Below are 12,749 nucleotides of genomic sequence, written 5' to 3'. Positions count from 1 at the left end.
ATTCGCTCATTCCTTCTTTCAGGAGCCTCGTTTGATCCCGTACCGTTCAGACAGCGCCTCGCCAAGCAGATTAAACGAAGCAACAACTATAATAATCATCAATCCCGGATAGAGCATCAGCTCGGGATGATTGCGGATGAAGGATTTCCCTTCGTTCAGCATCGCCCCCCATTCCGGTGTAGGCGCCTGGACGCCCAGGCCCAGGAAGGACATCGCGGAGATATCCATAATCGCCCAGCCCATCTCAAGCGTCCCAATCACCACAATCGACGGCAGAATGTTGGGAATCAGGTGTCTGCTCATGATCTGCCAGGGGGAGGAGCCGCTGATCCGCGCTGCCGTGATGAAATTCCGCTCCTTCAGGCTGACAATCATATTCCGGAACATCCGGGCGAAGTACACCCACTGCACCAGCATCAGCGCAATAACCAATTGTGACAGGCCCGGCCCCAGAATCCCGATCAGACCGAAGACCAGAATCATACTGGGAAAAGACATAATGCCATCGCACAACCGCATCAGCACAGCATCCAGCCACCCGCCGATGTACCCCGAAACCACTCCTGCGAGGAGTCCCACCCCTAAAGAAGCGGCAAAAATAAGTGAAGCAAAGCCCAGCGAGATCCGTGTTCCATACAGCAGCCTGGATAGATTGTCCCGCCCCAGCTGATCTGTCCCCAGAAGATATTCCCACGAGGGCGGACTGAGCTTCGCTGCCAGGTTCACCCGTATCGGGTCATGCGGTGAGATCCACGGAGCTAACAGGCCAGCAAGACCGAACAGGATCAGCAGGCTGCCGCAGAGCATGATCACTCTCTTGCCTTTGAAGCGGCTGCTTAAGTTATTCATCCTTGGCTGGCCCTCCCTTTACGCGCAATTCGCGGGTCCAGGAAGAGCTGGAGCAGATCGGCGAGCAGATTGCTCCCGGCAATCACACAGACCGAGAGCATGACATAGCATTGAATCACCGGAATGTCACGGTTAATGATCGCTTCAATGAAGTACCGGCCGAAGCCCGGCCAGGAGAATACCTGCTCTACGATAATCGCTCCTGTCAGCAGCTTCCCCAGATTGATGCCCAGTCCTGTAATAAGCGGTGCTATGGCAATTCTCAGCACGTATTTATACAGAATCACATGTTCCTTAATCCCTCTAGCCCGGGCATAACGGACATAAGCCTCCTTCAGCTCCTCCAGGACGGTCGTCCGCAGCAGGCGCGCGTAGATGGCAATCAGCCAGAGCGCCAAGGTAATCGACGGAAGAATCAGGTGCTGCACGGACCCTCTGCCCTCCACAGGCAGCCATTCCAGCTTAACCGAAATGAAAAACATCAGCAGATAGCCGATCCAGAAGACTGGGACACAAGCGCCGATATAAGCGAATACCCGGATCACATGATCTATCAGCCGGTTTTTGTAAATCGCCGCTACCACCCCAAGCGGGATGCTGACCACCAGCGCCAGCACGATACTGGCAGACGCAAGCTGAAGCGTTGCGGGCAGCTTCTGGGCAACCTCTCCCCATACGGGCATATTGGACAGGTAGGAATGGCCGAAATCCAGCCGGAGCAGCCGGCCTACCGATTGAACATATTGCGTCAGCAGCGGCTGGTCCAGCCCGAATTCATGCCGCTTAGCGGCCAGCACTTCATCATCCGGCTGGATATGGGACGCTGCCAGATAGGCCTCAGCCGGGTCGACCGGCCCCACCCGGATCATCACGAACATCAGTAGTGAGGAGAACAGAAGGATGGGGATGATCGCCAGCACTCTTTTTCCGATATATACGCCCACTTAGAACCCTCCCGCGTGACTACTACTTCTTCTCAATTCCATGAAGCGGGTATTCATCCCGGTTGGACGGGAACTTGAATTCAGCCACATTGTCCCGGTACACTGCCATCTGCTTGATGTAGGATATCGGAAGGATTGAAGACTGTTCCTGCAGCGTAGTGAGCACAGAGCCGAACAGCTCAGTACGGACCTTATCGTCTGTTGTTGCCATGGCTGCTTTGATTTTCTTATCAATCTCAGCCTTCATTGGCAGAGCCGCCAGGGTATCCGAGACCCCATAGCCCGGCTGAACCACAGCCGTCATGAAGGAATGCGGGTCATATGGCGCACCAAAGGTCGAATAGAAATTCATATCGAACTCATTGGCCTTTCTGCGCTGGATGTAGACGGTCAGCTCGACGCCGGTGATTTTCAGATTCACACCGATTCCCGCCCATTCCGCTTGCAGGGTCTCCGCCATCGCCTTCATCGTCTGATCCGCCTTGTCATACATCAGCTCCAGCTCAAGCTTCTGTCCATCCTTCTCCCGCACGCCCCCACCTGAAGGCAGCTTCCAGCCCGCTTCATCAAGCAGAGCATTCGCCTGCTCCACATCATATTTCACCGGAGTTACCTTGAGATTGGCATAAGGCAGATTCGGCGGCAGGATATTGTCTGCCTTCTCCTCCAGCCCCAGCGTCACTCCTTCGACCATCGCTTCCTTATTGAAGCCCATGCCAAGTGCCTGACGGACCTTAAGATCAGCAAGCTTCGCGTTCATGGTATTCAACACCAGATTCCGGGTTGCAATCGGCTTAGACAGCTTAGTGACGTACTTCCCGGTGCTCTCAAGCTCCTTGTAGGCGTCATAGCTGATGAGACCTTCGCCGTAGATCAGATCCAGATCCCCTTTTTCAAAAGACAGCACACGCGTCTCCGCATCCGGGATCACCTTCACCACCACCTTGTCCACCTTCGGCTTATCGCCCCAATAGTACGGATTCGGTGTAAAGGTTGCCGATTCATCCTTCTTATACTCGCTTAGCACCCAAGGTCCGGTTCCAATCGGGCTGCGAATGCCCTTGGACGTATCGCCATCCTCGGGGAAGCCCGCCTCGCCAAGGAAGCGTACCGGCCGCACTACTGCAAGATCATACAGTGCCGGATAATACGACTCTGTCAGCGTAAGCCGGAACGTAGTGTCATCCACCGCTTCTGTCTTCTCAATCAGCGGGATCATGCCCAGCCACGTGTGCAGCTTCTTATTATGTAAGACCGCATCCATATTCTTCTTCACCAGCTGTGCGGTAAAAGCCGTTCCGTCCGAGAACTTGACGTTGCTGCGGATCTTGAATGTGTATACCTTGCCATCCTGTGACAGCGTCCAGGATTCGGCCAGAGCGGGAACAAGCCTCCCGTCCTGATAACTGACAAGCGGCTCATAGATCATAGATTGGGCCAGCAGCTGGGACGGATTATATAAATGCGGATTCATCGGTCCAATATCCCGGGGCCATGCCATTGTAAGGGTCTTCGTGGCTTGCGAGTCTCCGGCAGCCGATGATTTCTCCGTAGTATTCGATGAACAGCCTGCAGCGGCCATGGATATAACCAATAATACGAGCAGGCCTTGCAGCAGTCTTTTACCTTTAGATGCGAACATAGCGTTGACTTCCTCTTTTCTAATCGAGAATGATTATCAATACAATTTAAAATATTACTGTACCCGATACAATTCTGTCAATGGTAACGGTTGTATGCTCTGTACATACCAAAAAACCACCCCAGAACCTGGAGTGGCATATGTTTCATACGGTATATGTCATGCGTTATATAAATAATTATCCCTGTTCTTGCCCTTCTTCTTCCGGCTCCCCGAATCCCTCGTCTGGGCCAGGACTGACGTAAGCCTGCAATACGGAATCCAGCAGCCCGGGGAACCGCTCGTCCAAATCTTCCGTCCGCAGGGACAGAATGCGCTGGGTACCCTGCACCCGGGTATGAATGACACCCGCTTCGCGCAGCGTCCGGGCATGGTGGGTCAGCGTGGACTTGGCAATCGGCACCTTGAAGCTGTTGCAGGCCTTGGGGCCGTGGTTACAGATCTCCGACACTACATATAGGCGGATCGGGTCGCTGAGTGCATACAACACTGAGGCGAGTTGAATGTCCTTGCGGTCGGGATGATGGAGCTGCTTCATGAATAAGACTCCTTCAGAGTATATAATAGTAATTCTTTTCACGATGATTTCCTAATTGCATTTTACATTAGTGCATGCTATATTTCAATAGTTCGTAAGTAATCGAACAATACAATAACTTAATGAAGGAGTGGCTTTCTCATGACCTCATCACCTGCTTCTGAGGGCGATCAAGAGCATTCAATGGCTGCTCCGCAAGCAGTTCTTCCACGAGAAGGATTGCTAACTCTGCTATTCAGCATTGCTGTCGTGCTCGTGATTATGAACACAGCGATGTTCAATCTGGCCCTGCCCGATGTAACCGAGACCTTCGGCATCACCGCAGCGTCCGCCTCCTGGATTGTAACCGGGTATTCCATCATGTTCTCTATTGCCTCAATCACATACAGCCGGCTCTCGGACTTCCTGCCGATCCGCCGGTTGCTGATTATCGGGCTGCTGACCCTAGGGCTTGCTGCTGTGGCCGGATTCTTCAGCACCAGCTTCATCTTCCTGCTGATTGTTCGTATTCTGCAAGCCTCAGGTGCAGGCGCCGTGATGTCGCTGTCTCTTGTCCTGTTCACCCGCTACATTCCGCAGGCTAGGCGCGGCAAAGCCATGGCGACGATCATGTCGGCCGTCTCCCTGGGACTCGGTCTGGGCCCGGTAGCCGGCGGCTCCATTGTTGAATACCTCGGCTGGACCTGGCTGTTCGCAGTCACTGCCGCCATTCTGCTGCTGGTGCCGCTATTCCTGATCCTGCTGCCCAAGGAAGTTCCGGCTAGCGGCTCATTCGACATCCTGGGCGGAATCTTCCTCGGCGTAGGTACCACAGGTCTTCTGCTGTTCCTGACCAGCGGACTGTGGATCGCGCTGATCGCCGGCATCGCCGCGATTGCCCTATTCGTAGGGCGTATCCGCACGACCCCTGATCCATTCGTGCTGCCCGCGCTGTTCAGCAACCGGTCCTATCTGGTACTGGCACTGATCGGGGTTGCCTCTTACCTGTGCAGCTTCGCTACCCTGTTCCTGCTGCCGCAGATTCTGACTCACCGCTTCGGCTTCAGCGCCAGCCATGCCGGCCTGGTCATCTTCCCGGGCTCATTGCTGGCCATCTTCGTCTCCCGCCTGGTCGGGCGGATGATTGACCGCTACGGCAACACCGGAATTCTGCGCTTCGCACCTCTGCTCGTTCTGGCCGCCACCGTATTGTTCGCCCTATTCGCCGGACAATCATGGATCGCCGTCATGCTCGTCTACATGATCATGAGCCTGTCCTTCACTGTACTGTCGAGCAGTGTGTCGAATGAAATCTCGCGCATCCTGCCTGCTTCGCAGATCGGCTCCGGGATGGGGCTCTTCCAGCTGCTGCAGTTCTTCAGCGGTGCCTTCAGCGTAGCAATGGCCGCCAGCGCCCTGGAATGGCAGCGCAGCCTGCCGCTTCAGGCCGCTTACTCCAACATCTACTGGGGCTTGTCCGTTGCAGCAATCGTGGCGATTGGCTCCGCCTTTATCTACCTGCGGGGCAGTCAGCGCAGCCCGCTGTCCGAGATGGCGAAAGCCGCAGACTGCTAGATAACAATACTTTTAATGTAATGCTATATCCGCAACTATACCTTTCACACATACGCCCGCACGCCAAAACACCCTGCAGCCTTCACGGCCACAGGGTGTTTGTTATTCCGGCCGCCCTCAGACGACCAGATATTCTGCATTTCGTTCACATTCCGCACATTTCGCCGGCGGGTCCCAGTCCGAGAACTCCGTCTCCTTCAGATCGACTACATCTGGTGCATCCTCGTACTCGTCCACAAATTTGTCGATGGCCAGCTCTACGTGTTCCTTACAGACTACATACATTCAATCAAGCATCCCTTTCTGTGCCGCTGCGGCGTAGACTTATACTACTGTTCTACCACACTTCCCTGCAAAAAGGAACCTCCCGCAGCGCAAAACCCGGGCCTTATTCCCTCCCCGTAAACTTCTGGATATCCCCGGCAATGAATCCGAGCGCCTCCTGCCAGAAATCCTGGGAATGCACATCAATATCCATCAGCATGGCAGCGTCTGCGATGCTCCGGGTACTGGTTGCTGAGAGGAACTGTTCATAGCGGCTCACGAACGCCTGGCCCTGCTTTTGGTACTGGGCATACAGCCCCTTGGAGAACAGCAGCCCGAAGGAATACGGGAAGTTCAGGAACTCATTGCCTGCCATATAATACCCTGCCTTGCTAATCCACTGGTAGGGATGGATGGACCCGGGCAGTACACTATCCCCGTAAGCGGCAGCCATCGACTCCAGCATCAATGCGTTCAGCTCCTCTAATGGAAGGGGACCGGATAACCGGCGGGCATAGAGCGCGCTCTCGAAGCAGTATCTCGCATAGAAATCGACAATATAATACCCCGCATCCGAGAGACTACGTTCCAGGATCGCATCCGCTTCCTCCGCAGGCAGCGAGTTCAAGAGTTCAACATGAATCAGACTCTCGCAAAAAATCGACGCGGTCTCCGCAATCGGCACCGGATAATCCATGTTGACCATCGTATGTCCTGCAAGGCGGCTGGTATGATACGCGTGCCCAATCTCGTGGGCCAGCACACTCACATCTATATATTGGCCGTGGAAGCTTGTTATGATCCGGCTCTCTCCAATCGGGACGATATCGACACACATCCCGAAATTCCCCTTCCCGCTGCGAGGCTCGGCATCAACCCAGCGTTCCCTGAACACCTTGCGGGCGAACCCGCCCAGCTCGGGGCTGAACCTGCTGAACCCTGCGATAATCATCGCCTGGGCCTCAGCATAGGTTACGCGGACTGAAGACTCCGTACCCATGGGCGCAAAAACATCCCAGAACGGCAGCTGTCCCCCCGCATGCCCCAGCCGCACAGCCTTCCCGGCATAATATTGCCGGAAGACCGGCAGGCTCTCCTGGATGGCCTGAAGCATCACCTCCAGCGTCTCCTGATCCATCCGCGCTGCTTCCAGCACCTTATGCAGCGGGGAGACATAACCCCTCAGCTCATAGACGGCAGCCGCCTCACCGGACACAGCATTAATACAAGCAGCACTCTGCTCCGCAACACTGCGGCAAGCCTTATGCTCTGCTTCTGCCGCGGCCTGCCGTACCACAGGATCAGGGTCGTAGACCAGATTCCGCAGCTCCGCCAGTGTCACACTGCGGGTAACTCCACCCAGTTCCAGATCGGTGCGCAGTGTGGATAGCGTCTGCATGTACAGCCGCTCCCACGCCTTCGAGCCGGTGTTCTGCATCCGGGCAATGACCGCTTCGCCTTCCGCGCTAAGCATATGCTGCGATTTGCCCTGTAATCCGCGCAGATAGAAGCCATGCTGCTCCAGATAAGCGCTGGAACGGAGACTCCGCTCCAGTTCACCCGCGCTTACCCCCGCCAGCCACTTGCTGAAGCGGACCAAAGCTTCACCCGCCCCGCTGGTCACCTCTTCCAGCTCGTCCATCAGATTCACAGCTTCCTCACACTGGCTATCCGCACTGAACCGCAGCTCCGCATAGCTGAACAGACGCAAATATAGCTGTTGATACGCATTATATTGTTTAAGGAACTCTTCCATCAGGTCTGCAGCGTCCTGCCCGCTAACGGGCTGCGAGGCCGACCATGTATTCAGCTCCCCGGCAAGGCTCTCCACCTGCCTGCGATCCTGCTGAAATCCCTCCGACTCGAACGAGGGATAGATCCGGTCCAGATTCCATGTTAATTCGCATGTTGTTGATTCCATTGATTAATCTCTCCTTATTTATAATCGCAGGAGCCCTCCGTTATCACATGCTTCCACCCCGTTCTAATTGATATATTTCCAGGATCGACCAGTTAAGTGTACCTTAATTTCCCGGGTTTGTCCTATCCACCGGACATGTACAGGATTATATCCGGCCCACACACCCCAGCACCCGCCCAATGTGGCCGGTTTTCCGATTACATCCGGCCCACACACCCCAGCACTCGCCCAATGTGGCCGGTTTTCCGATTACATTGGGCCCACATACCCCAGCACTCGCCCAATGTGGCCGGTTTTCCGATTACATTGGGCCCACACCCCTGCACACCCGCCCAATATGGCCGGTTTTCCGATTACATTGGGCCCACATGCAAAAAAGCTCTTCCTGCCCCCAGCGGGACAGGAAGAGCTTTTCAGTTGCAATCACACACTTACCTCGGCTCTAATCCTAGCTTCTACACACCATCTGCCCCATTCAGATATTGGCCCGGCCGGTCCAGCTCATAGAGCTTGCGGTAACGCGGCTGCTGCTCCATCAGCTCGGCATGAGTGCCGCGCATCTCCACCTGACCATTCTCCATGAAGATAACCTCGTCCATCTGCTCAGCGCCGACCAGATGATGCGTGACCCAGATCAGCGTCTTGCCGGCCATCGCCTCGAACATCGTGGCCAGCAGCTCGCGCTCCGTGCGCGGGTCGAGGCCAACGGTCGGCTCGTCCAGCACAACCACCGGCGTATTCTGCAGCAGAATACGGGCCAAGGCCATCCGCTGGCGCTCTCCGCCGGAGAAGCGCTGACCCGCCTCGCGTACCGGAGTATCATAGCCCTCCGGCAGCGAAGAGATCAGCGTATCCAGCTTCGCCTGGGCTGCCGCCTGCTGGACCGCTGCCTCCGAAGCCCCCGGGTCCCCGAGCCGGATATTGTTCGCCACCGTCGTGTCGAACAGATGCGGGCTCTGGTTCAGCACCGCGATGAGCTGCGGAATCCGCTCACCGTAAGCCGCAGCATCGATCCCGTTAATCGTCACGGAGCCGATGGTGGGCGCAATCACGCCCTGCACCAGCTTGAGCAGTGTCGATTTACCGGCTCCGCTGCGGCCGATTACGGCAATCTTCCGCCCCTGCGGCAGCGCAAGGTCAAGCTCCTGAACGGAGAAGTCGTCACCTGCCGCATAGCGGTAGCCTGCCGACTTCAGTTCAATATGAACCTGTCCGCTGGCCTTGGCAGCCTCGGCAGCAGCAACGGCCTGAGCCGCAGCTTCGGCATTCCTGCCTTTCTCCGCCTCAGAGAATACACCCTCCGCCGGGGGCTCCACACTCTCCAGCCGCTCCAGTGAATTCCGGTATTGCGGAATTTTCTCCACAGCCTCGGATACGGGCAGGAAGGCATCCGCCACCGGGAAGACCACCAGCACGAACGCTGCGATCAGCGTTCCGGCAATCGCCCCCTCAGCATACTGTCCAGCCGCCCAGTATAATAGAGACAACACGGCCAGTCCGACCACCGCCTGCCCGATGAACATACGCAGCCGTGCCCAGCGCCGCAGCGAACCGTCTATGCGGGCAACCGCCTGCTCGTCCGCTTCATACGTATCGACGAACTGGCTCTGCCGTCCGCTGATGACCCAGTCACCTAGTCCGAGCACAGCATCTGTCAGCTTTTGATACAGCCGGTTACGCTCCTGCTTCACCTGACGCTGACGCTTCTGGGTAAGCAGGAGGGAGATCAGCGGTAATACGACAACCAGCACCAGCATATAGAGTCCCATAAGCAGAGCAAAAGCCACATCGAACGTCCCAAGCGCAATCATCGCCGCTGCATAGATCAATAGCGCGATAATACCCGGAAAGACTGTACGCAGATACACATTCTGCAAATATTCGATATCATCGGCCAGCATACCGAGAATATCCCCGGTACGGAAGCGCGAGGACAAGAACAGCGCCTGCGGCTCCAGCATATGGTACAGCCGGACCCGCATCTTCGACAGAATGCGCAGAATCGTGTCATGTCCCACGAGCCGCTCGACATAGTGGATAACAGCCCGGCTGGTCCCGAAGGTGCGCACACCGACAATAGGGACATAGATCATCAGTATATTTTCCGGCGGAATCGAGGCCTTCGAGATCAGGAAGCCTGAGGTGTACATCAGCGAAGACGCTGAGAAGATGGTCAGTGCGCCCAGCAGGATGATCAACACGAACCGCCAGAAGTAGGCAGAGTAATAGGGAGCAAACCATCCTTCACGTTTCAATGGATTCCCTCCAATTGACTTTGAATAAGCTCATAATAAGCACCCCGCCGCGCAGTCAGCTCGTCGTGTGTGCCTATCTCAGCTACCCGTCCCTGCTGCATAACGACAATCAGATCCATGTCGATCATCCAGTGCAGGCGGTGTGTAGCCAGGAATACCAGCTTGCCCTCGAACAGCGGCAGCATCGTCTCCTTCAGCTCATATTCCGTCTCAATGTCCAGATGGGCCGTCGGCTCATCCAGCAGCATAATCGGGCGGCTGCTCAGCAGGGCGCGGGCCAGAGCCACGCGCTGCTCCTGCCCGCCGCTGAGCGAACGGCCGCCGCCCCCGATCATCTCGTTCATACCTTCCGGCAGCGAGGATACCAGCTTCGATAAACCTGCTGACTCCAGCGCAGCAGCTACAGCCTCCTGCGAAGCCTCGGGATAATAGAACCGCACATTATCAGCCAGCGTGCCGCTGAAGATGTAAGGGCGCTGCGGAATATAAGCCGTCTGCTTCCGCCAGCCCTCATCGGTCAGCGCACTGACCAGGCTTCCATTGATCGTAAGGGTTCCGGAGGTTGGATGAAGGAAGCCGCCCAGAATGTCTACCAGTGTAGACTTGCCTGCGCCGCTCTCTCCGATAATGCCAATCTTGCGGTACCCGCTGAATTCAAGATGAACAGCCTCCAGTGACGGCACTCCGTCCGCTTCATAGGTCACGCCTACCCCGTCAAGCTTCAGGTGGCTGTTATTGTTCCACGTGAAAAAGTCGCCTGACCAAGCTCCGCCAAGGCCCGCCATCTCCTTCTGCCCACCCGGCTCCAGCAGCTTCGCCTGGACTGTCTCACGGTCAATAATGCTCTTCATCGCTTCACCGGCTTCCTTACCATCCAGTGTGGCATGGAAGTCTGCACCCACCAGCCGTACCGGCAGGAAATACTCCGGCGCGAGAATCAGAATCGTCAGTCCGGTAACCAGCGTCATCTGCTCATTGACCAGACGCAGACCCAGGCTTACCGCTACCGAAGCAACAGACAGCATGGTGAAGAAATCCAGTGCGAACGAGGACAGAAAGGCGACTCGCAGCGTACGCATAGTTGCTGAACGGTAGCGGTCACTGACTTTGGCGATACTCTCACTGTGACTGCGGCTTCGTCCAAGGAATTTCAGCGTCTCCAGACCGCGCAGCGAATCCACAAAGTGATTCGATAAGGTACGGTAAGACTTCAGCTGACGGTCCATCTGCTTGCGGGCCGTCATCCCGATCAGGATCATGAATACAATAATGATCGGCATCGTTAAGGTAAGAATGACACCGCTGGACGTATCCAGGGTGAACACATAGACAAGCAGCAGAGCGGGTGTTACCGCCATACCGACCATCCGTGGAATAATCAGCTCCAGGTACGCGCGGAACTTCGTTACTCCTTCAAGCACTAATGTGACCATATTTCCGGTCCCCTGGTCGCCAGCCAGCCTTGGTCCCAGCTGGAACAGCTTGTCCATCATCTGTCTCCGCATGCTGCTGCCGGTCGCTTCCGCGAAGCGGTACGCCGCCCGGCTCATCAGCATAGCACAGGCATGACGCACAAGAAACGCAAGAAGGAACAAGAGCGCTCTAGCCCCTTGTTCCTTCAGCGGTTCTCCCGCAAACAGCGCAGAGACAGCTTCTGCCAGCGACTTCGCCAGCAGAAGAATGGAGAAGCTTTGCACCAGGGTTAGGAAGCCAACCAGCAGAAAGACAGGCTTAACTCCTTTATACCCAAGCAAATTTTTATCCATTAGTATTCAAGATGCTCCTTCTCATGAACCCGTTTGTGGAAGATGAAATAACTCCAGATCTGATAACCCAGCACGAACGGCAGCAGAGTCAGCGCTACAATCGTCATCACCTTCAGCGAGTATTGGCCGGAGGCTGCATTCGTAATCGTCAGGTTGAACGCCTGATCCAGCGAACTGATCATAACCCGCGGGAACAGTCCAATGAAGATCGAAGCAACAGACAGCGCCATCACAGCACCAGTCATCCCGAAGGCATAGCCGTCCTTCTTCTTAGTCATGAAATATCCGGCCAGCAGATAAGCGGCTGCACCCAGAACAACTACAATCCACAGCAGCGTTCCGCGTTTATCGAAGATATCTGTCATAGTATACGTCATTACAACGAAGGCTACCAGCAGCGCCGCCAGTGGAATCAGCAGCTTCTGGGCCAGCTTACGCGCCCGTTCCTGCAAATCTCCAAGCGTGCGAAGCGTAGTGAACATCAGGCCGTGTACCAGACACAGCAGAACAACCGTAATCCCTGCAACTACCGTATACGCATTAACGATATCGAAGAATCCGGCATACATCTGCATATCCTTGTCAATCGGCAAGCCCTTGATGAAGCTGGCGAATACCACGGCGAGCAGGAACGGCGGCAGGAAGCTGCCGAAGAAGATGCAGACATCCCATGTTTTCTGCCAAGCCTTGGAATCGCGCTTACCTCTGAACTCGAAGGCAACACCACGGGCAATGAGCGCCAGCAGGGCAAATACAAACGGAATATAGAAACCGCTGAACAGCGTAGCATACCAATGCGGGAAGGCCGCGAACATTGCACCGGCACCCGTAATCAGCCATACCTCATTCGCATCCCAGAACGGCCCGATCGAATTGATCAGTATCCGGCGTTCCGTGTCATTCTTGGCCAGAATCTGCGTCTCCATCCCTACACCGAAGTCGAAGCCTTCCAGGAAGAAGAACCCGACGAACAGCACCGCAATCAGCAGAAACCATAATTCATTAAGTGACATTGG

The 12,749-nt window shown here is 55.6% G+C and carries 10 protein-coding genes; 1 reads left to right on the top strand and 9 read right to left on the bottom strand.

The window, feature by feature from the left end; genetic code table 11:
- Positions 1-18 precede the first annotated feature (18 nt).
- The 4 genes from nikC to MKX63_RS04635 form a co-directional block, all read right to left on the bottom strand.
- A complete protein-coding gene (gene nikC / locus MKX63_RS04650) occupies positions 19-849 on the bottom strand; it encodes a nickel ABC transporter permease subunit NikC (RefSeq protein ID WP_341015566.1) in 831 nt (276 codons plus the stop codon).
- On the bottom strand, positions 846-1,793 hold the full coding sequence (gene nikB, locus MKX63_RS04645) for a nickel ABC transporter permease (protein ID WP_341015564.1): 948 nt from the start codon (positions 1,791-1,793) through the stop codon (positions 846-848). Before nikB ends, nikC begins: the two co-directional genes overlap by 4 nt.
- A 22-nt stretch (positions 1,794-1,815) precedes the next feature.
- Positions 1,816-3,435, bottom strand: coding sequence for a nickel ABC transporter substrate-binding protein (nikA, locus tag MKX63_RS04640; RefSeq protein ID WP_341015562.1), 1,620 nt, complete (start codon positions 3,433-3,435; stop codon positions 1,816-1,818).
- 178 nt (positions 3,436-3,613) lie between these two features.
- Entirely contained in the window at positions 3,614-3,973 is a 360-nt protein-coding gene (locus MKX63_RS04635; RefSeq protein WP_341015560.1) for an ArsR/SmtB family transcription factor, read from the bottom strand.
- 141 nt (positions 3,974-4,114) lie between these two features.
- Here MKX63_RS04635 and MKX63_RS04630 point away from each other — a divergent pair, with 141 nt between their 5' ends.
- Positions 4,115-5,527 carry an MFS transporter gene (locus MKX63_RS04630; RefSeq protein ID WP_341015558.1) on the top strand — a complete coding sequence of 471 codons (1,413 nt, stop codon included), beginning with the start codon at positions 4,115-4,117 and terminating at the stop codon, positions 5,525-5,527.
- 117 nt (positions 5,528-5,644) lie between these two features.
- Here the strand turns inward: MKX63_RS04630 and MKX63_RS04625 are convergent, their stop codons facing one another.
- The 5 genes from MKX63_RS04625 to cydB all read right to left on the bottom strand — a co-directional run bounded on the left by MKX63_RS04625 (position 5,645) and on the right by cydB (position 12,746).
- The gene (locus MKX63_RS04625) at positions 5,645-5,812 is read right to left on the bottom strand and encodes a CxxH/CxxC protein (RefSeq protein WP_063829067.1); all 168 of its coding nucleotides are present in this window, start codon (positions 5,810-5,812) and stop codon (positions 5,645-5,647) included.
- A 103-nt stretch (positions 5,813-5,915) separates the two neighbouring features.
- Positions 5,916-7,712 carry a M3 family oligoendopeptidase gene (locus MKX63_RS04620; RefSeq protein WP_341015556.1) on the bottom strand — a complete coding sequence of 599 codons (1,797 nt, stop codon included), beginning with the start codon at positions 7,710-7,712 and terminating at the stop codon, positions 5,916-5,918.
- A gap of 455 nt (positions 7,713-8,167) precedes the next feature.
- Entirely contained in the window at positions 8,168-9,967 is a 1,800-nt protein-coding gene (gene cydC, locus MKX63_RS04615; protein ID WP_341015555.1) for a thiol reductant ABC exporter subunit CydC, read from the bottom strand.
- Positions 9,964-11,733 (bottom strand): thiol reductant ABC exporter subunit CydD, encoded by a 1,770-nt coding sequence (gene cydD, locus MKX63_RS04610; RefSeq protein ID WP_341015552.1) that lies wholly within the window; start codon positions 11,731-11,733, stop codon positions 9,964-9,966. Before cydD ends, cydC begins: the two co-directional genes overlap by 4 nt.
- Positions 11,733-12,746 (bottom strand): cytochrome d ubiquinol oxidase subunit II, encoded by a 1,014-nt coding sequence (gene cydB / locus MKX63_RS04605; RefSeq protein WP_341015550.1) that lies wholly within the window; start codon positions 12,744-12,746, stop codon positions 11,733-11,735. The genes cydD and cydB overlap by 1 nt, the downstream gene beginning before the upstream one ends.
- Positions 12,747-12,749: the final 3 nt, after the last annotated feature.

This window comes from Paenibacillus sp. FSL R7-0179 (assembly GCF_038002265.1).
GTDB lineage: Bacteria > Bacillota > Bacilli > Paenibacillales > Paenibacillaceae > Paenibacillus_AQ.
The sequence above is the reverse complement of the archived record's forward strand: the minus strand, read 5'-3'. Positions and strand labels throughout refer to the sequence as shown.